Consider the following 19681-nt stretch of genomic DNA (forward strand, 5'->3'; position numbering starts at 1 on the left):
CGCGGGCTGTTACCGCCTGCGGCCCATGTCAGAGACCTTGATCAGGCCGGACTTCACAGCCACGCCGTAGGGGATTTCGCCCTTGCCGGGGATGTTCAGGAGGACCGCACCGCGCTCCTGTCGGGCCGTGATGCCGCCCCCGAACTCGGCCTCAAGGATCGAATGGGGGTCGTGAAGCTCCATCGAACCGATGAAGGTTTGATAGAGGGGCACATAGGCCTTGGTGGACCGCTCAAGGCCGTGCTGCTGCATCGCTTCCTTCAGCCCGTTGGGTGCGTGTTCTTGTGCCCATTCAAAGAACCCTTCCGGGTCGGCAGAGCCGAGGCCTGCAACGGCTGAGATCGCTTGAGCGCGGAATTGCGCCATCGTGGCGTCCACTCTCGCCTGCATCTCGCCCGGCTCGATACCAGCCTCCGACGCCGCACGGTTGATGGTGAGCGGGTCAACGGCTCCGGTGCGCACCACGTCCGCGACCGCGCCCACCTGAAGGGACGGCGAGACGGTCTGGGACAGCTCCATCAGGGCAGCTTCAGCCTTCGGGTCGGAGAAGCCTTCGGCGTCATCAACCGGGGCTTCCTGCTCTGGCTGGCGGGACGCGGCATCAACACCGCCCTGCACCTCGACGTAACGGCCATTGCCGTCGAGATGGACCATCCCAAGCTGCTCGGCCATGGCGACAGACACCTCCATACCGTTTGGAAGCGTGATGATGTCTGACGCCTTCACGCCGCCCGTGGACGGGGCGCCGACAGGTGTGCGGGCGCTCGACAGGATGCCGGCACTACCGGACTGCCACTCGGCCGTGTTGAGCCCGTTGGGGCGGGTGGTGACGGCGGGGCCTTCACCGTTGACGGACACCACACCCGGCTGATGCCGGACGGACGGCGGAATGAAGCCCTCGGGAGCGGCGTTGGAGGTGCCGCCCTCGGGAACGGACATGGCTTGGAAGGTGTGAACGGTGGCCATCAGACGGTCTCGATACGGGGCTGGGATGAGGTGATGCGGAAGGCGGCACGACCCTTCAGGCGCTTGCGGCAACGGCCGCCGCCTGGAGCGTGAGTGAGGTTCGTGCTGCGAAGGTTGAGCGAGTTGCCGTCCTTGAACTGGACAGCCGTCCGCTCGAAGTCGCCCGCGATCAGACGGGCCACGTAGATGCTCGGAGAGCCGTCTCCGCTGCCACGGATGCGGACGTAATTGCGCTTCCCGCCTTCGAGCGAGATGAGGCTCCAAGGCGAAACCGGATAAGCCTTCAGGATGCGTGTGAAGTCTTCAAGGTAGAGCCAAGCGGTGACGGGACGGTTAGTGAGAAGGACACCAACGACTTTGCGTCCATCGGGGTCTCTGGTGAAGGTCAGTTCATTGCGTTTCATGGGTAAAGCTCGATTGGTTGTTGCAGGATTGAGGGACGTTATTCGGGACGAGCGAACGGAGACGGCCGATAGGGACGAAGGAGTGGGCCGCTGTCTTTGCCTTCCTCGACGCGGAAGCCTGCGGCCTCGCCTACTGTGGAGGTCAGGCACACCACGTCGGACCCTTCGTGGGTCATGGTAATCGGCTGCTGCGGGAGCACACCTTCGCCCTGGAGGACGCGGGCGGCTGAGAAGAATGGAGTGTAGGAGGTCGTGAGAAGGCGGCCGTCGAGGCGCGCGTGATAGCGCCCCCGTTCAGCCGGGCTGACGGTGATGTTCATGGTCTCGATTGTTGTGTGCGGTGGTGCCCGTAGACGGGCGTTTAGGTGGCTCCGGTAGTCAGGGAGCCGGGAAGTGCTCACGGCCGTTCTTGGCCGTCACCGCACAGACGGAAACAGGGTCTGTGGAGCGGTGGTGATGTGTTCAGGCAATGAGACGCTGAAAGCGGCTAATCGAAAAAGGAAACGCGCCCCTGCGATGATGCAAGGGGCGCGCTGAAACGGCTAATCCTGAAAGCTCTGACACCCTGACTGACGCCAAGATGTCTGGATTTTAAGCAGCGAGCTTCGCCACTACGCGAGAAACCTGCATGGGTGACCACGCGCCACCCTTCGCGGTCGGGATACCGCGCTCGTTCAAGGCGCGTGCAAGGGCACCGAACGAGGTAACACCGGCTCCCTGAAGCTCTGCGATGATCGGGGCGAGGTCATCAGCCCGTGATGCGGCCCGTGCTGCCTGGACGGCTCGACCGGCCGTGCCCTGCTCCTGGGATGGGACATACCCACGATGCCCGCCGAGCTTGGTCCCACGGGCCTTAGCTGCTGCGAGGGCGGCCTTGGTGCGGGCAGAGATCGCAGCGGCCTCATGCTCTGCCACGGCTGCAAGGATGTGGATGGTCAGTCGGTTCGCCTGCGGGAAGTCCACGGCCGTGAACTCGACCCCGCTCTCCATCAGCGACGACACGAAGTGGACGTTGCGGGCGAGGCGGTCGAGCTTCGCAATGATCAGGGTCGCACCGTGGAGACGACAGAGGCGTTGGGCTTCCTTGAGCCTGGGACGGTCGTTGCGCTTACCGCTCTCGACCTCGACCACTTCAGCGACAAGCTGCCAGTTGCCTCCGTTGAGGTACGCCCTGACGGCTTCCCGTTGGGCCTCAAGGCCGAGACCACTCGCACCCTGCTTCGCGGTGCTCACGCGGTAGTAGGCGACGAATTTGCCTTGGATCATCACACCTGCCTCGATGTTCGTTGAGGCGGATGTTATGGCTATGATGTGCCTCGGGTCAAGCGGTAGGTGTCCTCAAAACTGAGGAGACCCCCGCGAGGCACTGGCTCCAAATCTGGATTCAGCGACGTGCATCACGCGCGTGCCACTACCGCGCGCCTGGGCGATACCGTGCGAGCGCCCCCACGCGATACCGCGCGTGCGGCTCATCCGACCCCCGAGGGGGAAACGGGGAAGGCCTAGATCGGAAAGACCCTCTCACATTTTTTCCCCGTACATTCCGACCCCTCATTTCCAGATGTGGGGATGCGTGCCGTTCAGCCCGTTGACCACGGCAATGAGGACGAGGACGCCCAAGGCGATCAGGATGTGACGGAGGGAGATGGAGTTCATTGGGGCGACCCTTGAGCACCGCTGATGTAGGTGGTCGTCATAGGTCCACCTAAAGTGGCTAGTTAACAAGGTACTCTAGGGGTTATGATGATAAGGGTATCAACCTAACAAACTCGTTGAGTGTCTCGTTAAGTAGCAACTTTGGGGGAGCTTCTCCTAGTGGTCCGAGGAATTGGCCACCGGAGCAAAAAGCCCCGGTAGCGTATGCGGTTAGCCGATCCGTGTTCGTTTGGTTCAGTTGAGAGAGGCGGGTCGTTCGAGCCGGCGCAGTGCTCTAGCTCCTCTGATTTCAGCCAAACGGCTCGAAGTGCGCGTGATCTCCTCTGCCGACAACTCTCCCCCTACGGCCTGTTGAGCCATTTCGTTGAGCGCATCGAGTTCGGCCTCTGCCCGATCCAGCTCAGTGTCGTAGTCTTCCAGTTCGATACCCAGCTCATGCGCGTCTGATGTCTGAAGCCCCAAACAGGTCAGAAAGGTTCGCACTCCATTGGTGAACGCTCGCCCTTCGTTGATTGAAAGGCGCACTTCGCCCACCACCTCGTCCAGCACCCTGCTTGTGTCGCTGCCGCTCATAGTTCTGCTCCCATGCGATGGTGAAAAAGCTGCGTTCGCTAGTGGTCCGGGGAATTGCCGTTCCCGGTGTACGGTGACGGCCAAGAACGGCCGCCAGCACCTCGCGGGTAGTTCGGGAGCCGCCAGAGCTTAACGGCCGCTGGCGGTCGCTACCGCACAGCTTCAAGCGGCGTCCAAAGGAGCGAGAGGCTTGCGGGTGAGCCACGCACGCAGGTCGTCCCAATGCCAGTAGCGTTCACCCTGCGGTCCCCGAAGGAAGAACCCGATGGGCTGTACCGTCACAGCGTATGACCCGACACTCACCTCAAGATCGTTCGTGTGGGCGATTACGCCACAACCAAAACCCTGAAACTCAAACCCCCAAAAGCCGCGCTTCGTGTTCATCTGGATTGGCTCCAACCGCCGCTCTCTAGGTTTCGGAGCGTTGCGGTATGAGCAAAGTTATGGCTCGCAAAGGCCTGCGTTTCAATTTCATTGTTTTGTTGACATCACCTCCTGTGTAGAGTTTTATAGAGGCAACAACTATGCATCAGTGAGGAGATAGTCACCTAATCAACGGCAAATCCGACATGTGAGCTGATTATAGGAATTTCTGGCCCCAAGCCACCGCCTAAACATTCGTCCCTGCCGAGTGCGGGCACCGGAGAGGAAGCGGGCCAAGTCGTCCACTGCGACCAGCATCATCATCGCCGGCCTACCGTTCTTGTCGGGTATGGTGGCGTAACCCCATGCCGAGCCACCGAGGTTGCTCTGGCACCGCTGGCGAAGCGAGTTGATGGAGGTTCCGAGCGCCTTCGCGGCGTCCGCTGCTAGGAGCCACACGCGGCCTTGGAAGCTGACAGCACGGAGTTTGAAGCTGCGCTGTGAGCCCCTGATGCCGGGGCTGAAGGTGATAAGGGAGACCGTGAAGGCTCCCGTGTTGTCGGCTGCGCGGAGGATGAGAAACGCTACGTGGGTCGAGCCCGCTTAGCCCTCCCTGCCGGTCGTCCCATGGTCGCCGCCTCGGAGAGCGACTAAGTGCTTTCGAGGCACGTAGCTCCGCCCCTCACTCCTCTTTGAGGTTCGGGAGCGTCACGGCCTCGACGCACAGCCTAGCTTGGGCGATCAGCGGCCCTGCCGAATAACGCCCGAAGGTCATCCCCTTGCGCTTGTGTCCGACCACAGCGGCAATGATGTTCTCGGGTTGTCCGGCTTGCTCGGCCTTCGTGATGAACCAGCGTCGGAAGCTGTGGAAGTTCACCAGGGCGCGACGCTTCCCAGGCACCGTCTCGTCCACGCCCACCTTGCGTCGGTAGAGCGTGAAGGCATTAGAGGCCTTGAAGGACCGCTCACGCTCAGACGTGCCTTTCGAGGGCGGCCATTCGGGGAAGAGGTCATCCTCGGATGCCTTGTCCTTCGTCCTCCGCTCCACGATCTCGGCCAAGGCCGGGTGGATCGGCACTGCCCGCTCCTTCGTCTCCTTCTTCTGCGGCTTGAACACGAACAGTCCGCCCGCGCAGTCCTTCACCTTCAGGTCCACGATCACGTCCAGGCGGGCGCCCGTGAGCGCGCCGATGCGCATGAGGTCGTGGAGCTTCTGCGGTGCCTCCCCCTTCAGTAGCCGGGTGACTTCAACGTCGGTGAACGGGCGCTCTTCCGGTCCCTTCGCGGGTGGCGGGAGGAGCTTGTAGGAGCCGGCCCACACGTCCGTGGTGGTGAGTTCCTGGGCCTCAAGCCACTTCCAGTAGATCGACAGGCGGTTGAGATACTTCCGCAGGGTGGTGGCGTCGCGCCCCTCCGCGAGCTTCGGGAGGTCGTTGGTGAACCGGACGGCCGTCTTACGGGTGAAGGCTTCGATGTTCGGCGGGACGCGGTTCGCCTCGCACCACGTAAGCAGGTACTTCAACGCCCGGTGATCGTCGGCCTTGGTCCGTGCCTTGTTGCCGGACATGGCGACGAAGCGGTCATGGTGGACCGCCACAGGCGTGGCCTCGCCCATCGCCAGGGATCGGAATTGTGCCGCCTGGGCGATCCGTTCGGGTGCGTAGACGGGTTCGGCATCTTCTCCCGGAAGCTGCTCAACCGCGACAGGTCGCCCGAGTAGGACGGCAGCGCGCTCCTCCATGGCGTGGTCGAGGTCGGACACCTCCTCATGTGTCTGTGCCCGCGCTCGCTGTGCGGCGAATGCCAGCGCCTCGCGTGCCAAGGCGTCACCCTTCGTGGCCCCTCCCGCGCCACGTCGAGCCGCGTCAATCTCGGCCTTCAATTCCCCGATCACCTGCCACTTGATCTGGTTCGCTACCGCAAGGCTGTCCGTGTGCAGGGACCGCTTCAGGCGTGTGCCGAGCTTGCCTTGAAGGTCGCGAGGGACGGCAATCGTCACCCGCCACTTGCCACCGTTCTGCTCAAGATACCGCTTGTCCGAGGATGACGGGCGGGGCATCGAAATGGCCTCTGCGTACCTAGGTTCGTACCTAAGATGCGTACTGCCATGTCACTGGAATGTCGATGCTTTGTTGTGGATCAACGGCTTAGGGGGTGCCTTTTGGAGTTCCCGTTAGGCTCCACCATCATACTTTCCCAACTTTGAAGCGAACGCGGTTCGGCATCGTTCATGGAACGATGCGGCGTGACGCTGTCTGCTGCCGAAACGTGCGGCGGGCCTCTGCCATCTCTCGATCATCCTGTACCGTACCGAACGCTGGAACCGCCGGAACGGAAGTGCGTCCGCGATCCGGAGCGCTCGCGCCCCGGACCGAATGCGGCCTTTCGCCGGGCCCGCTCTTCGAGGCGGGGCACGCCCCCGCCCCAGGCGCGTCCCCGCGTTTCGATCGGGCGCCTGCGTCAGCGCAGGCCGCCGCCGACGTTGATGTCCTCTCCGGTCACCCAGCGGGCGTCGTCGGAGGCAAGGAAGGCGACGACCCCGCCGATGTCGTCAGGCTGGCCGGCGCGGCCGAGCGGGGTTTGGGCGACCATCCCGGCCTCCATCTCCGAGCCGGCGATGCCGGCCGTGTGCGTGCCCTCGGTCACCACGTAGCCCGGACTGACCACGTTGACCCGGATCTTGCGCGGGGCCAGTTCGTTGGCCAGCACGCCCGAGATCACGTTCACGGCGCCCTTCGTGCCGCTATAGACCGCCGAGGCCACCGGCTGCACGCTGGCGGCGACCGACGAGATGTTGATGATGCTGCCGCCTTCTCCCAGATGTGGCGTCGCCGCCTGAGTCGTGAGCAGGACGCCGAGCACGTTCACGTCGAAAAGGCGCCGGTAATGCGCCTCCGTTACCTCCTCGATGGATGCGAACTCGTACACGCCGGAATTGTTGACCAGCACATCGAGCCGGCCGAACTGCGCCACCGCCGCCTCGATCAGTCCGCGCGCCTCCGCAGCCTTGGAGACATCGCCCTGCACCGCGACGGCCCGGCCGCCGGCCGAGGTGATCGCGTCGACGACGGCGTCCGCGCCGGCCCGGCTCGACGCGTAATTCACCACGACCGCCGCGCCGTCCCGCGCCAGCGCCTTGGCGATGGCCGCGCCGATGCCCTTCGATGCGCCGGTCACGACCGCGACCTTCCCGTCAAGCTTTGCCATCTGTGCTATCCTGAACTCCGGGACGGCACCGGAATGGCTGCCTTGGTCCCATAGTTCGGGATTTCGGAACTAGCGGAGCGTGCTTCAAGCCCCCACATGGTTGAAAGATGAGGCCACTGGTTCACCCCGCGATTGAGGATGTTCGCCCGGAAGCGATCCTGCACGCGCTGTCCGATCCGTCCCGCGCGGCGATCTTTGCGCGGATCTTGGGCGCGGGCAGCGTTCAGGCCTGCGCGTCCGTCTCCGCGCTCGGCGACCGTGTGATCCCGAAATCGTCGCTGTCGAGCCACTTCAAGGTGCTGCGCGAGGCCGGGTTGATCCGCTCGGAGCGTCAGGGCGTGGAGATGCGCAACCATTCCCGCTGCGCCGAGGTGGAGGCCCGCTTTCCGGGCCTGATCGGCGCGATCATGAGCGCCTACGCCTCGCAGGGATGCGGGGCTGCGGGCGAGACGGAAGGGACGTAGCCGCAGGCCGATCCGTACCTTCAGAGCCGGCGAACGCCGCTCAGTGCGCCTCTTCCCAGTTCCCTGCCGCCCGCGCCTCCACCACCAGCGGCACGCTCAGGGTGAGGGCCGGGGCGGGGGCCTCTTCCATGACGTGCGAGATCACGGGGATCGTCGCCTCCACCTCGTCGTCGGGCACCTCGAACACGAGTTCGTCGTGCACCTGCAGCAGCATGCGCGCGGTGAGCTTCTTTGCCGCGAGCGCGTCCTCCATCCGCACCATGGCGCGGCGGATGATGTCGGCGGCGGTGCCCTGGATCGGGGCGTTGATGGCTTGGCGCTCCACGCTCGCCCGTTCCGACGGGTTGTTGGAGCGGATCTGCGGATAGTGGCAGACGCGCCCGAACAGGGTGGTGACGTAGCCCTTCTCGCGGCAGGAGCGCTTCGTGGTGTCGATGTAGTCGCGGATGCCCGGAAACCGCTCGAAATACTGCTTGATGAAGGCGGAGGCCTCCTCCCGGCCGATGCCGAGCCGGTCGGCTAGGCCGAAGGCCGAGATGCCGTAGATGATGCCGAAATTGATGGTCTTGGCGCGCCGCCGCAGATCGCCGGTCATCTGGTCGAGCGCGACGCCGAACATCGCCGAGGCGGTGGCCGCGTGGATGTCGAGCCCCTGCTCGAAGGCCTCGCGCAGCTGCGGGATGTCGGCCATGTGGGCGAGCAGGCGCAACTCGATCTGGCTGTAGTCGGCCGAGACCAGCTTGTGCCCGGGCGGGGCCACGAAGGCCCGGCGGATGCGCCGGCCTTCCTCCGTGCGCACGGGGATGTTCTGCAGGTTCGGGTCCGAGGAGGAGAGTCGGCCCGTCGTGGTCGCGGCCAGCGCGAAGGAGGTGTGGATGCGGTTGGTCTCGCGGTCCGCATGCACCTGCAGCGAGTCGGTGTAGGTGGATTTCAGCTTGGAGAGCTGGCGCCAGTTCAGGATCTTCTTCGGCAGGTCGTGGCCGGTCTGGGCCAGCTCTTCGAGCAGCGTGGCGGGGGTGGCCCACTGGCCCGAGGGCGTCTTCTTGGCACCGGGCAGGCCCATCTTGCCGAACAGCACGTCGCCGATCTGCTTCGGGGACGAGACTTGGAATTTCTCGCCCGCGTCCTCCTGGATCTCCTCCTCGAGGCGGGCCAGAATCTGCGAGAAGTCGCCCGAGAGCCGGCTCAGCATCTCGCGGTCGATGCGGATGCCCTCCCGCTCCATTCGGGCCAGCACCGGCACGAGCGGGCGCTCCAGCGTCTCGTAGACCGTCACCCGCCGCTCGGCGACGAGGCGCGGCTTCATCATCCGCCACAGGCGTAAGGTGACGTCGGCATCCTCGGCCGCGTAGGCCGTCGCCTTGTCGATCGCCACGCGGTCGAAGGTGACCTTGTTGCGGCCGGTGCCGGCCACGTCGGCGAAGGTGATGGGCTGGTGGCCGAGATGGCGGCGGGCCAGCTCGTCCATGCCGTGCCCGCCTTTTCCCGCGTCGAGCACGTAGGAGATCAGCATCGTGTCGTCGAAGGGCGTCACGTCGAGGCCGTAGCGGCGCAGCACCGAGAGGTCGTATTTCAGGTTCTGGCCGACCTTGAGCGTGCCGGGATCGGCCAGCAGCGGCTTGAGCAGCTTGAGCGCGGTGTCGAAATCGATCTGGTCGGGCTGCCGGTCCGAGGCGTCCGCCTCCGCGCCGCCCCCGCCGAACAGGTCGCCGCCCTTCACCTCCGGCTTGACGTGGGCCAGCGGAATGTAGGCCGCCCGCCCCGGCGCCGTGGCGAGCGAGACGCCGACGAGGCCGGCCTTGGCCGCATCGAGCGCGTCGGTCTCGGTGTCGACCGCGATCACGCCGGCCTCGTAGCTTTCGGCGATCCAGGCTTCCAGCTGCTCGACCGTGGCAATCGTCTCGTAGGCCGCCGTGTCGAACGGCTTCACGGCCTCCGCCGCGCGGGCGGCCACCAGCATCGAGGGGGTCGGCTCGGTGGGGCCGCGCTTCTTCGGCGCCTGATCCGGTAGGTCGAGATCGGCGAACGGGTCGACCTCGCCGGCCTCGGGCGGCGCGGCGCCGTCGGCGCGCTCGGGGGCGGCCGCCGTCTCCGGATCGAGCGGCACGGCATCGCCGAAGAACGGCACCGCATCGCTGCCGCCCGCCGCGTTGGTGTAGGCGTGGGGCTGCGCACCCGGCAGCAGCGCCGGATCGGGTTTCACCGCCTCGGGATCGACGTGGAGCATCTGCGCGATGCGCCGCGTCAGGGTGTTGAACTCCATCGCCTTGAGGAAGCCGACGAGCTTCTGCGGATCGGGCTGCGGCACGCCGAGCTCGTCGAGCGGCACGGGGACGGGCACGCTCTCTTCGAGCGCCACGAGGCGGCGCGAGAGCTTGGCCTGGTCGATGTTGGCGAGCAGCATCTCCCGGCGCTTGGGCTGCTTGATCTCGCTCGCCCGCTCCAGCAACTGCTCCAGGCTGCCGTATTCCTTGATGAGCGCGGCGGCCGTCTTCAGGCCGATGCCGGGCACGCCGGGCACGTTGTCGGAGGTGTCGCCGATCAGCGCCAGCGCATCGCCGATCTGCTCCGGAGTGAGGCCCTCCCACTTGGCGATGATCGCCTCGCGGTCGAGGTTGCGCTCGGGCCGGTAGCCGGGCTTGCCCTTGGCGCCCGATTCGAAGTCGTAGAACCGAATCCTGTCCGAGACGAGCTGCATCAGGTCCTTGTCGGAGGACACGATGATGACCTCGGCGCCCCGCGCCTCGGCCTGGCGCGCGTAGGTCGCGATCAGGTCGTCCGCCTCGTAGCGCTCCAGCTCCACCGCGTGCAGGCCGAAGGCGCGCACCGCATCGCGCATCAGCGGCATCTGGCGCTTGAGGTCGTCCGGCGCGTCGGGGCGATGGCCCTTGTAGTCCGGGAACAGTTCCTTGCGGAACGAGCCCTCGGACTTGTCGAAGACGATGCCGAGGTGGGTGGGCTTCACGCCCGCCGCGCCGTCCTGAAGGAACTGAGCGATCTTGGTGCAGAACAGGCGCACGGCGCCGGTGGGCAGGCCGTCGCTCGGTCGCGTATTGTACTTCTGGTCCTGATTGATCGACTGGAAGTAGGCCCGGAAGATGAAGGACGAGCCGTCGACGAGGATCACCCGGTCCTCGGCGCCCACGGGGGCGGCGGGCTGCGCTTGCGTCTCGTCGGTCATCGGTCGAACAGCCATCGGCGAATACGGAAGGCCCTCGGCAGGGCCCAGGCCGATGCATAGAGCATTTTGGCCCGCCCGGGACATCGCTCCGGCGCCGGGAAATGCCGCAGGTCCCCGGTTCTCTTCGTCCTCCATCGGCCATCCTGCGGGTGGCGCCGCCGAGGAAAGGCCGGACGCGGCGCGGAAATCGGGCCGCATGTGCGATGGTGCACTGCACGGGTCGAGGGTGCCATCGCGTCGGAAACCCGTTGATGCCACAGCCTGATTCGTGGTGCGCATGATGTCGCTGAAACAAATTTCAGGCAAATATCGATCAGTTCGAACTATATCGATGCTGCGCTGCGACAAACTGTGTGTTGTCCCGCGCAGGATCAGCCCCAGATCAGGTCCATCGAAAGACGGGTGGCCGCCGCACCGAGCCGAATGACTGGTTCGGATCTGCCGCTGCATCACCCGCACATCGGAAAAAGGATCGATCATGACGAACCGCAGCAAGCTCACCGCAGCTCTCGCCCTGGCGCTTGGCCTCGCCGCGACCCCGAGCCTCGCCCAGAGCGTCTATTCCGACAGCGCCAGCTACAACCGTGACGGCACGCTCAACGTCTGGGGCGCGCATATCGACCCGCCGCGCGAGCGGGGCGGCCTTCTCGGCGGCGTGGGCAATCTGGTCGGCGGCACCGTCAATGCGACCGGCACCATCGTCGGCGGCACCGTGAACGCGGCGGGCAACGTCGTGGGCGGCGTGGTCGGCGGCACCGCGGGTGCGGTCGACGACGTGGTGACGGGTTCGGTCCGTCGCCCGGCCGGCTACACCGCCTATCAGGAGCGCCCGGTCAGCTACGGCCGCACGGCCTACTGAGATCGGCTTCACCGTTGAGGACGGCCGGACGGCGGGGTGCGAGCCCCGCCGTTCGCTTTTGCGCGCGGCTCGCATCCATTGGCGGACGGAAGGCTGATTTTCACGGCCCGGACAGGTGCGGTAGGATGCGAAGCCGCATGCCGGAGAAGCGTTGCGGCTCTTCAAGGAAGGGACGGAGATGACGCTCGCATCACGCCTGGGCGCCGCGGCGCTCACCCTTGCTCTCGCCGCATCCGTCACCGCTGCCCGGGCGGCGGGCGAAGCGCATGGCGACGGTCCCGGCGCGGTGACGCTACCGGACGGCGCTGCCGTCAAATGGGAGAAGGGGCCTCCCAACCTGCCCGAGGGCACGGAGATCAGCGCGCTTGCGGGCGATCCTGCGAAGCCCGGCCCGTTCGTGCTGCGGATCCGCTTTCCCGCCGACACGGTGATCGCCCCCCATACCCATTCGAAGGCCGAGACGCTGACGATCCTGTCGGGCTCCATCTTCCACCAGCACGGCAGCACGATCGACAGGTCGAAGGGCGCCGAGCTGCGGGCCGGCGGCTTCGTCTTCCTGCCCGAGAAGATGCCGCACGCCCTCTGGACGACGGGCGAACCCGTCGTCCTGCAAGTCAACGGCAGCGGCCCGTTCGGGGTCGATTACCTCGACCCGGCCGACGATCCGAGCAAGGCGAGACACTGAGCGGCAGGGGAGGGGGCGCCGCCGTCAGGCGGAGGCCCCCACCGTGTCGGCCATGCGGGCGTCGCGGGTGCCCAGCGGCTGCGGTTGCCCCACGGTGGTGTCCTCGGCGGTCTGGTGCTCGGTCTCGGCGTTGAGCTGCGCGCCGAGCAGCACGATCGTGGTCGAGAGCCAGATCCAGGTCATGAAGCCGATGGCCGCACCGAGCGAGCCGTAGGTCTTGTCGTAGCTGCCGAAATTCGAGACGTACCACGAGAACAGCAGCGAGCCGGCCAGCCACAGGAACGCGGCCACCGTGCCGCCCGGCGTCACCCAGCGCCAGCGCGGCGCGTCGCGGCTCGGGCCGTAGCGGTAGAGCACGGCCAGCATCACGATGACGATCACGAACAGGATGGGCCAGCGCAGCAGCGCGAGCCACCACGCATCCGCCGAGAGGCCGATGGTCTGGATCGCCACCGGCACCGCGACGATGCCGACCAGCGCCAGCACCACGAAGAGCAGAGCCCCCGCCGTGAAGGCCAGCGAGACGATGTTGAGCTTGAAGAAGCCCCGCCGCTCGCGCTCGCCGTAGACGAGGTTGAGCGCGTCGAAGACGTGCTTGACGCCGCCATTGGCGCTCCAGACCGAGAGGACGATGCCGAACAGGGCGGTGAGGCCGAGGGTGGTGTCGCCCTTCTCGGTGAGCCGCTTCACCTGCTCGGCGACGATGTCGACGCCGCCCGAGGGCAGCACGCCGCGCAACGCATCGATCTGCTGGTTGATGGTCGAGACGTCGGCGATCAGCCCGTAGACCGAGACGAGCGCCGCGATGGCGGGGAAGATCGCCAGCAGCACGAAGAACGTCACACCCGCCGAGACGAGGGTGAGGCGGTTCTCGCCGATATCCGCGTAGGTGCGCTTGAGGATGTCCTTCCAGCCCGCCGCCGGCATCTCCGTCGGCGAATCCGCGGCCCGGCCGCGATGCTGCTCCGTCCGCGCGACCCGGTGGGCGTCGCCGCCCTCGTGGGAGGGCGATTCCCGGCGCGCGCCGTCGCCGCCCGCCCCGTCGCCCTTCGCAGGCCGTGCCGACCCGGTGGAAACCGGCACCCCCTGCCGCCGCGGCAGGGCGACGAGACCGATCAGGGCAGCGCTGAGCGTCAGCGCCCACAGGGTGGGATAGCGCAGATCGGGCGGCGGGGTCGGGACGGGGAGGGCGGACTCGGGTTGGGGCATTGATGGGTCGGCTCCGGCCGCCGCGGGAAACCGCGACACGCTTCAGCAACCGACCGGCCCGACCTGAGGTTCACACGAGCGTGAGCAGCGAGGCTTCGGATTCTTCATGAAAAATCCACATTCGCGCCAAGCTCCCGTCGGAACCGCCCCGTTCGGCCCCTTGTTGATAGCGCATCGGTCGAACGCGACCGCCTCGCTTCAAGAGCCGTCGATGCCTTCGACCCCGCCCCGCTCCGGACGTCGCTTCGCGCTCGTCCTGGCCTCGTCCGCTCTCATCTTCTCCACCGCCGCAGGCGTCCAGGCGCAGGAGGGCGGCTTCGGCGGCCTGTTTCAGCAGCTCTTCGCCCCGCAGCAGGCCGTGCCCGCCCCGGTCGCACCGATTCAGAGTTACGGCGGCGGCGAGGTGAACGAGCGCTACCGCTGGAAGCGGCATCGCAGCGGGGTCGAGCGCAGCCGGCCGAAGGTCCGCTACGCCGCCCTGCCGAAGGCGGGCGCCTTGCCGAAGGACGATGGCAGCGGGATCAGCGGCAAGCAGCCGGTCGATTCCAAGGCGATCGCCGCCAATCCGACGGCCGCACTCCTGCGGGACGAGACCCTGCGCCCGGGCGACATCGTGGTGATGCCCGGAGGCCCCAAAGTGTTCACCGGAAGCGAGGCGAGCGGTCGCGGAGCCAAGCGGGCCCGGCACCGCATGGCCGATTTCGAGGATGTGAAGCAGGCCCGCTCGATCGATGCGAAGACCCGGCGCCAGTTGCTGGCGATGATGGTGCCGCACGGCGCCATGCCGGCCGACGAGGCGCGCAAGGTACTGGCCAAGGCCCGCCGCCTCGCCCCGCGCGAGGATATCGAGGCGCTGAGCCGCCAGGCGCGCGCCGAGACGGGACCGATGCCGACCCGGGTGATTACGCCCTGGCAGACGGCGCGCTGAAACCGGCTCGGATCGTCGCCTCGTAGACCCAGCCGTCATCGCGAGGCGAGGCCGAAGCGATCCAGGTCGCCGCGCACTCCGAAGAGGTCGCTGACGCTCGCGAAGCCGCCGGGGCCGACCCTGTCAGAAATCGCCCGCGGCCCGGTGAGCCAGCCGGATCGGTTCGGGCAAGCGGAACTTCGGGGCGCAGGCCAGCACCAGCGCCACCGCACTCGGAATATCGGCCAGATGGCCCGGCGAGATGAAGAGCGGGTGCTTGGCCGTCCGCGTGCGCACGACCGCGCCGATCGTCTCGCCGCGGTGGACGAGCGGCACCTGCGCGCCCTTCGCCTCGGAAAGCGGCGCGTTGGTGCCCACCAGCCGGGTCTTGCCGACCCCGACCGTCGGGCGCTCCAGCCAGAGACCCATATGGCTGGCGATGCCCATGCGGCGCGGATGGGCCGTGCCCATGCCGTCGAACAGGAACACGTCAGGTTCAGCGCGCAGGCGGCCGAACGCCTCCTCCAGCACCGGGCCTTCCCGAAAGCTCAGGAGACCCGGGATGTAGGGAAACGGCGTCGGCCGCTCGGCCGTGGCCGTCTCGACCACGCGGAAGTCCGGAAAGGTCGCCACCACGATGGCGGCGCGCGAGCGCTCGTTCTTCACGCTGACATCGACGCCCGCCACCAGCCGCACCCCGGCGAGATCGATGGGCCGGTCGGCCACGATTTCGCCGCGTAGCACGCGCTGCAGGTCAACCGCCGCCTCCGGCGTCAGATCCCAGGCGTGGCGCGGATGCAGCTCCAAGCGGCGCGGCCCCGGCTGCCCGTCAGTTGGCGAAGCGGAAGTGCAGCACGTCGCCGTCCTGCACCACGTAGTCCTTGCCCTCCAGCCGCAGCTTGCCGGCATCGCGGGCGCCGGCCTCGCCGTTCAAAGTGGTGTAGTCCTTGAAGGCGATGGTCTCGGCGCGGATGAAGCCCTTCTCGAAGTCGGTGTGGATCACCCCCGCGGCGGTCGGTGCCCGGGTGCCCTTGGTGATGGTCCAGGCGCGGGCCTCCTTCGGGCCGACGGTGAAGTAGGTCACGAGGCCGAGCAGGTCGTAGCCCGCGCGGATCACCCGGTTCAGGCCCGGCTCGGTCAGCCCGACGGCTTCCAGGAAGTCGCCCTGGTCGGCCGCCGGCATCACCGCGATCTCGCTCTCGATCTTGGCCGAGACCACAACGGCGACCGCGCCCTCGGCCTTCGCCCGTTCGAACACCGTCTGCGAGTAGGCGTTGCCCTTGTCGGCATCGCCCTCGTCCACGTTGCAGACGTAGAGCACGGGCTTGGCCGTCATCAGGCCGAGCTGCTGGAACAGCCGCTCCTCGTCGGCCTTCCGCTCCACCAAGCGCGCCGGCTTGCCGTCGCGCAGGAGCGGCAGAGCGCGGTTCACGAGGTCGAGGAACTCCTTGGCCTCCTTGTCCGCCCCCTTGGCGCGCTTCTCCAGCGCCACGACGCGCTTTTCCAGGCTGTCGAGATCGGCCAGCATCAGCTCGGTCTCGATGGTCTCGATGTCGGCGATCGGATCGACCTTGCCCTCGACATGGGTCACGTCGCCGTCGGTGAAGCAGCGCACCACGTGGGCGATGGCATCGACCTCGCGGATGTTGGCGAGGAACTGGTTGCCGAGACCCTCGCCTTTCGAGGCGCCGCGCACGAGGCCGGCGATGTCCACGAAGGTCAGCCGCGTCGGGATGATTTCCTTGGAGGAGGCGATCCGGGCGAGGTCATCGAGCCTGGGATCGGGCACGGCGACCTCGCCCACATTCGGCTCGATGGTGCAGAACGGGTAGTTCGCGGCCTGAGCCGCGGCCGTCTGCGTGAGCGCGTTGAAGAGGGTCGACTTGCCGACGTTCGGCAGGCCGACGATGCCGCATTTGAAGCCCATGGCTGGTCCTAGCTGTCCGTGGTGATCGGTCGGGAGCCGCGCCCGGAAACCCGCTCCATCGGGGTCCGGTGGGCTCGTGTCAATTCGCGTCGCGCGCGTCCTTGGCCTTGGCCTTGCCGGCCTCGGCGGGCGTCTTCACCGCGTCCCAGCCGCGTCCGGCCATGGCGAGATGCACCTTGTTCTGGAAGCTCGCATCCTCGCCCGCCGCGAGCAGGGGGGCGTGGTCGGCGCTGGCCCGACAGAGATCCTCGACCCAGGGCTCCTCCGACTTGGCGAAATCGTTGAGCACGTAGGAATGCACCAGCACCTTGTCGCCGGGATGGCCGATGCCGAGGCGGACGCGGCGGTAATCGTTGCCGCAGAGCGCCGTGATCGAGCGCAGGCCGTTATGCCCGGCATTGCCGCCGCCGAGCTTCACCCGGAGCTTGGCCGGGGCCAGATCGAGTTCGTCGTGCAGCACGATCACGTCGGCGAGCGGAATCTTGAAGAAGCGCTGCGCCTCGCCGACCGAGCGGCCGGATTCGTTCATGAAGGTCTGGGGCTTGAGCAGGATGGCGCGCTCCGACCCCAGCGTCACCTCGGCGGCCTCGCCCTGGAAGCGGCGGCGGAACGGGCTCGCCCGGTGGACGCGGGCGATCTCGTCCACGGCCATGAAGCCGATGTTGTGGCGGTTGCGCGCGTAGCGCGAGCCGGGATTTCCCAAGCCGACGATGAGCCGCATCCGCGCCCCCGATCCCATGCCCCGACAAATGGAAATGCCCCGGCCGGGCGGCCGGGGCATCGATGGATGCGCAAGGAGCGGGCGCCGGGACGGCGCCCGCCGCGGCTCACGCCTCGGTCTCGTTCTTCTCGTTGGTGGCCTCGGCCTCGGCGTCCGCCTTCTCCTCGGCCGACTCGGCGGACTGCGCCTCGGCGATCGCGGCCTCCTCGGCCTCGACCTCGGCGCCGAGCACCGTCGGCGGCAGGACGTTGGCGACCGTGTCGGTCGGCTCGCCGGTATAGGTGCCGGCCGGCAGGCGCAGGTCGGAGGCGTGGATCACGTCGCCGATCTCGCGACCGGTGAGGTCGACCTCGATCGCGTCCGGGATCTGGTCGGGGGCCACGTCGAGGGCGACCGTGTGCAGCGCGACGTTGAGCGTGCCGCCGTTCTTCTTGATGCCCGGCGCCGCGTCCTCGTTCACGAAGTGGACCGGAACGTCGACCGTGACGGTCTGGCCGGCGACGACGCGCAGGAAGTCGACGTGCAGCGGCACGCCGGAGACCGGGTCGAGCTGGTAGTCGCGCGGGATCGCGCGGGTCTTCTTGCCGCCGGCGGTGATCTCGAACACGGTGGTCTTGAAGCCACCGGCGTAGATCAGGGTGCGGGCGCGGATGAGGTCGATGGCGATGGCCTGCGGGGCCTGGTTGCCGCCGTAGATGACGGCGGGAATCTGGCCCTGGCGACGAACGGCCCGGGCGGCCCCCTTGCCGACCCGGTCGCGTGCCACGGCCTCAAGCGTCTTGGTGGCGCTCATGGCGTGATCCTTTTCGAAATGATGGCCTGGGCCAACGACAAAGGCCGCCCGAAGCGGACGGCCCGACCGTTCCCCAGCGCGCCCGTGCCTCCAAGGGTGTCTCGAGGGCGCGAGGCGGCCCATACAGGCAATGGCCCGGCATGGCAATGGTTTTGCGTCCCTGCGCGGGAGGGCTCGTCCGGCCAGGCTTCCCCTGCGTGGCCGGCACGGATAGGACGGATGGCCCACCCCGCCGCGAAGGACCCCACGATGTCCCAGGTGTTTCCCAAGCCGGTTGCGAAGCTTGAGCCCAACACCTTCGCCTTCGAGCAGGGGCCGATGGTCAAGCCCACCGGCTTTCGCGAGTACGACGCCCGCTGGCTCTTCCCGCAGGAGATCAACCTGATGGGCGTGCAGGCGCTGGGGCTCGGTCTCGGCACCCTGATCTTCGAGCGCGGCGTGCGCCCCGACATCGTCACCGGCCACGATTTCCGGGCCTACTCCTCCTCCATCAAGCTCGCCCTCATCGCCGGCATGCAGGCGGCGGGTCTGCGGGTGAAGGATATCGGGCTCGCGCTCTCGCCCATGGCCTATTTCGGCCAATTCGCCCTCGATTGTCCCTGCGTGGCGATGGTCACCGCCTCCCACAACGACAACGGCTGGACCGGCGTGAAGATGGGCGCCGAGCGCCCCATGACCTTCGGCCCCGACGAGATGACCCGCCTCAAGGAGATCGTCACCCGGGGCGAGTTCCGCTACCGCGAGGGCGGCTCCTACGAGTTCGTGGCCGGTTTCGCGCAGACCTATCTCGACGATCTGGTCGCGCGCGCCAAGCCGATCACGCGGAAGCTCAAGGTCGTGGCCGCCTGCGGCAACGGCACCGCGGGCGCCTTCGCGCCCGCCCTTCTGGAGCGGCTCGGCGTCGAGGCGATCCCGCTCGATGTCGAGCCCGATCACAGCTTCCCGCGCTACAATCCCAACCCCGAGGACATGGCGATGCTGCACGCCATCGCCGCCAAGGTGCGCGAGACCGGCGCCGATGTCGGCCTCGGCTTCGACGGCGACGGCGACCGCTGCGGCGTGGTCGACGACGAGGGCGAGGAGATCTTCGCCGACAAGATCGGCGTCATGCTGGCCCGCGACCTGTCGCGGCTGCACCCGAACGCGACCTTCGTGGTCGACGTGAAGTCGACCGGCCTGTTCGCGGCCGATCCGGAGCTGCAGGCGCGGGGCGTGCGCACCGATTACTGGAAGACGGGCCATTCCTACATCAAGCGTCGCGTGAACGAGTTGTCGGCCCTCGCCGGCTTCGAGAAATCGGGGCATTTCTTCTTCAACGCACCGGTGGGGCGCGGCTACGACGACGGCCTGCTGACCGCCATCGCCGTGCTCGAGATGCTGGACCGCAATCCCGGTCAGTCGATGGCCGACCTCTACCGGGCGCTGCCGAAGACCTGGGGCTCGCCGACCATGTCGCCGCACTGCGCCGACGAGGTGAAGTACGGCGTGGTCGAGGCGGTCACCGAGCGCTTCCGGGTGCTTCAGGCGGCGGGCGAGCCGGTGGGAGGCCACGCCATCACCAGTCTCGTGACCGTGAACGGGGTTCGCATCACCACCGACGACGGCACCTGGGGCCTCGTGCGGGCCTCCTCGAACAAGCCGGAACTGGTCGTCGTCGTGGAGAGCCCGGTCTCGGAGGCGCGGCTGCGGGCGATGTTCGCGGCGGTCGACGCCGTGCTGCGCGAGCACCCGGAGGTCGGCGCCTACAACCAAACGATCTGAGGGCC

At 67.2% G+C, this 19681-nt stretch carries 18 protein-coding genes; 5 read left to right on the forward strand and 13 right to left on the reverse strand.

Translation table 11 applies throughout. The annotated features are described in order from the left end of the window. Positions 1 to 9 precede the first annotated feature (9 nt). From ACPCJR_RS00120 to ACPCJR_RS00150, 7 genes are all read right to left on the reverse strand, one after another. The gene (locus tag ACPCJR_RS00120; RefSeq protein ID WP_391515034.1) at positions 10 to 966 is read right to left on the reverse strand and encodes a hypothetical protein; all 957 of its coding nucleotides are present in this window, start codon (positions 964 to 966) and stop codon (positions 10 to 12) included. After that, positions 966 to 1370 carry a hypothetical protein gene (locus ACPCJR_RS00125; RefSeq protein WP_391515036.1) on the reverse strand — a complete coding sequence of 135 codons (405 nt, stop codon included), beginning with the start codon at positions 1368 to 1370 and terminating at the stop codon, positions 966 to 968. The genes ACPCJR_RS00120 and ACPCJR_RS00125 overlap by 1 nt, the downstream gene beginning before the upstream one ends. Before the next feature lie 38 nt (positions 1371 to 1408). After that, the gene (locus tag ACPCJR_RS00130) at positions 1409 to 1690 is read right to left on the reverse strand and encodes a hypothetical protein (protein WP_391515038.1); all 282 of its coding nucleotides are present in this window, start codon (positions 1688 to 1690) and stop codon (positions 1409 to 1411) included. A gap of 271 nt (positions 1691 to 1961) precedes the next feature. Next, positions 1962 to 2636 (reverse strand): recombinase family protein, encoded by a 675-nt coding sequence (locus ACPCJR_RS00135; RefSeq protein WP_391515040.1) that lies wholly within the window; start codon positions 2634 to 2636, stop codon positions 1962 to 1964. 624 nt (positions 2637 to 3260) lie between these two features. Further along, positions 3261 to 3599 (reverse strand): hypothetical protein, encoded by a 339-nt coding sequence (locus ACPCJR_RS00140; protein WP_391515042.1) that lies wholly within the window; start codon positions 3597 to 3599, stop codon positions 3261 to 3263. Between the two features lie 1045 nt (positions 3600 to 4644). After that, positions 4645 to 6021, reverse strand: coding sequence for a DUF6538 domain-containing protein (locus ACPCJR_RS00145; protein WP_391515043.1), 1377 nt, complete (start codon positions 6019 to 6021; stop codon positions 4645 to 4647). Positions 6022 to 6422: 401 nt separating this feature from the next. Beyond that, positions 6423 to 7169: a glucose 1-dehydrogenase gene (locus ACPCJR_RS00150; protein WP_391515045.1), complete on the reverse strand. Its 747-nt coding sequence runs from the start codon at positions 7167 to 7169 to the stop codon at positions 6423 to 6425. A 107-nt stretch (positions 7170 to 7276) separates the two neighbouring features. On the opposite strand from ACPCJR_RS00150, the gene ACPCJR_RS00155 reads away from it, so the two are divergent. Beyond that, positions 7277 to 7633 carry an ArsR/SmtB family transcription factor gene (locus tag ACPCJR_RS00155; protein ID WP_391515047.1) on the forward strand — a complete coding sequence of 119 codons (357 nt, stop codon included), beginning with the start codon at positions 7277 to 7279 and terminating at the stop codon, positions 7631 to 7633. A 40-nt stretch (positions 7634 to 7673) separates the two neighbouring features. Here ACPCJR_RS00155 and polA read toward each other — a convergent pair whose 3' ends face one another. Further along, positions 7674 to 10814, reverse strand: coding sequence for a DNA polymerase I (gene polA, locus ACPCJR_RS00160; RefSeq protein ID WP_391515049.1), 3141 nt, complete (start codon positions 10812 to 10814; stop codon positions 7674 to 7676). A gap of 478 nt (positions 10815 to 11292) precedes the next feature. On the opposite strand from polA, the gene ACPCJR_RS00165 reads away from it, so the two are divergent. Both ACPCJR_RS00165 and ACPCJR_RS00170 read left to right on the forward strand, forming a co-directional pair. Further along, positions 11293 to 11673, forward strand: coding sequence for a hypothetical protein (locus ACPCJR_RS00165; protein WP_391515050.1), 381 nt, complete (start codon positions 11293 to 11295; stop codon positions 11671 to 11673). Positions 11674 to 11851: 178 nt separating this feature from the next. Next, positions 11852 to 12358 carry a cupin domain-containing protein gene (locus ACPCJR_RS00170; protein ID WP_391515052.1) on the forward strand — a complete coding sequence of 169 codons (507 nt, stop codon included), beginning with the start codon at positions 11852 to 11854 and terminating at the stop codon, positions 12356 to 12358. 24 nt (positions 12359 to 12382) lie between these two features. On the opposite strand, the gene ACPCJR_RS00175 is transcribed toward ACPCJR_RS00170, so the two are convergent. Beyond that, positions 12383 to 13567, reverse strand: coding sequence for a YihY/virulence factor BrkB family protein (locus tag ACPCJR_RS00175; protein ID WP_391515053.1), 1185 nt, complete (start codon positions 13565 to 13567; stop codon positions 12383 to 12385). A 211-nt stretch (positions 13568 to 13778) separates the two neighbouring features. On the opposite strand from ACPCJR_RS00175, the gene ACPCJR_RS00180 reads away from it, so the two are divergent. Next, complete coding sequence (locus ACPCJR_RS00180) at positions 13779 to 14495, forward strand: hypothetical protein (protein WP_391515055.1); 717 nt, start codon at positions 13779 to 13781, stop codon at positions 14493 to 14495. Between the two features lie 123 nt (positions 14496 to 14618). On the opposite strand, the gene nfi is transcribed toward ACPCJR_RS00180, so the two are convergent. The 4 genes from nfi to ACPCJR_RS00200 all read right to left on the reverse strand — a co-directional run bounded on the left by nfi (position 14619) and on the right by ACPCJR_RS00200 (position 17915). After that, the gene (gene nfi, locus ACPCJR_RS00185; RefSeq protein ID WP_391515056.1) at positions 14619 to 15281 is read right to left on the reverse strand and encodes a deoxyribonuclease V; all 663 of its coding nucleotides are present in this window, start codon (positions 15279 to 15281) and stop codon (positions 14619 to 14621) included. Positions 15282 to 15303: 22 nt separating this feature from the next. Then, positions 15304 to 16401: a redox-regulated ATPase YchF gene (ychF, locus tag ACPCJR_RS00190; RefSeq protein WP_391515058.1), complete on the reverse strand. Its 1098-nt coding sequence runs from the start codon at positions 16399 to 16401 to the stop codon at positions 15304 to 15306. A gap of 79 nt (positions 16402 to 16480) precedes the next feature. Then, on the reverse strand, positions 16481 to 17122 hold the full coding sequence (gene pth / locus ACPCJR_RS00195) for an aminoacyl-tRNA hydrolase (protein WP_391515060.1): 642 nt from the start codon (positions 17120 to 17122) through the stop codon (positions 16481 to 16483). A gap of 106 nt (positions 17123 to 17228) precedes the next feature. After that, positions 17229 to 17915: a 50S ribosomal protein L25/general stress protein Ctc gene (locus ACPCJR_RS00200; RefSeq protein ID WP_391515062.1), complete on the reverse strand. Its 687-nt coding sequence runs from the start codon at positions 17913 to 17915 to the stop codon at positions 17229 to 17231. Positions 17916 to 18134: 219 nt separating this feature from the next. On the opposite strand from ACPCJR_RS00200, the gene ACPCJR_RS00205 reads away from it, so the two are divergent. Then, positions 18135 to 19676: a phosphomannomutase/phosphoglucomutase gene (locus tag ACPCJR_RS00205; protein WP_391515063.1), complete on the forward strand. Its 1542-nt coding sequence runs from the start codon at positions 18135 to 18137 to the stop codon at positions 19674 to 19676. The last annotated feature ends 5 nt before the right edge of the window (positions 19677 to 19681 follow it).

Origin of the sequence: Methylobacterium sp. NPDC097929, assembly GCF_049543375.1 — a bacterium.
Classification (GTDB): Bacteria; Pseudomonadota; Alphaproteobacteria; order Rhizobiales; family Beijerinckiaceae; genus Methylobacterium.

Coding starts and splice junctions, on each gene's coding strand:
- ACPCJR_RS00120 (WP_391515034.1), bottom strand. CDS start 966: ATGGCCACCGTTCACACCTTCCAAGCCATGTCCGTTCCCGAGGGCGGC.
- ACPCJR_RS00125 (WP_391515036.1), bottom strand. CDS start 1,370: ATGAAACGCAATGAACTGACCTTCACCAGAGACCCCGATGGACGCAAA.
- ACPCJR_RS00130 (WP_391515038.1), bottom strand. CDS start 1,690: ATGAACATCACCGTCAGCCCGGCTGAACGGGGGCGCTATCACGCGCGC.
- ACPCJR_RS00135 (WP_391515040.1), bottom strand. CDS start 2,636: ATGATCCAAGGCAAATTCGTCGCCTACTACCGCGTGAGCACCGCGAAG.
- ACPCJR_RS00140 (WP_391515042.1), bottom strand. CDS start 3,599: ATGAGCGGCAGCGACACAAGCAGGGTGCTGGACGAGGTGGTGGGCGAA.
- ACPCJR_RS00145 (WP_391515043.1), bottom strand. CDS start 6,021: ATGCCCCGCCCGTCATCCTCGGACAAGCGGTATCTTGAGCAGAACGGT.
- ACPCJR_RS00150 (WP_391515045.1), bottom strand. CDS start 7,169: ATGGCAAAGCTTGACGGGAAGGTCGCGGTCGTGACCGGCGCATCGAAG.
- ACPCJR_RS00155 (WP_391515047.1), top strand. CDS start 7,277: ATGAGGCCACTGGTTCACCCCGCGATTGAGGATGTTCGCCCGGAAGCG.
- polA (WP_391515049.1), bottom strand. CDS start 10,814: ATGACCGACGAGACGCAAGCGCAGCCCGCCGCCCCCGTGGGCGCCGAG.
- ACPCJR_RS00165 (WP_391515050.1), top strand. CDS start 11,293: ATGACGAACCGCAGCAAGCTCACCGCAGCTCTCGCCCTGGCGCTTGGC.
- ACPCJR_RS00170 (WP_391515052.1), top strand. CDS start 11,852: ATGACGCTCGCATCACGCCTGGGCGCCGCGGCGCTCACCCTTGCTCTC.
- ACPCJR_RS00175 (WP_391515053.1), bottom strand. CDS start 13,567: ATGCCCCAACCCGAGTCCGCCCTCCCCGTCCCGACCCCGCCGCCCGAT.
- ACPCJR_RS00180 (WP_391515055.1), top strand. CDS start 13,779: ATGCCTTCGACCCCGCCCCGCTCCGGACGTCGCTTCGCGCTCGTCCTG.
- ychF (WP_391515058.1), bottom strand. CDS start 16,401: ATGGGCTTCAAATGCGGCATCGTCGGCCTGCCGAACGTCGGCAAGTCG.
- pth (WP_391515060.1), bottom strand. CDS start 17,122: ATGCGGCTCATCGTCGGCTTGGGAAATCCCGGCTCGCGCTACGCGCGC.
- ACPCJR_RS00200 (WP_391515062.1), bottom strand. CDS start 17,915: ATGAGCGCCACCAAGACGCTTGAGGCCGTGGCACGCGACCGGGTCGGC.
- ACPCJR_RS00205 (WP_391515063.1), top strand. CDS start 18,135: ATGGCCCACCCCGCCGCGAAGGACCCCACGATGTCCCAGGTGTTTCCC.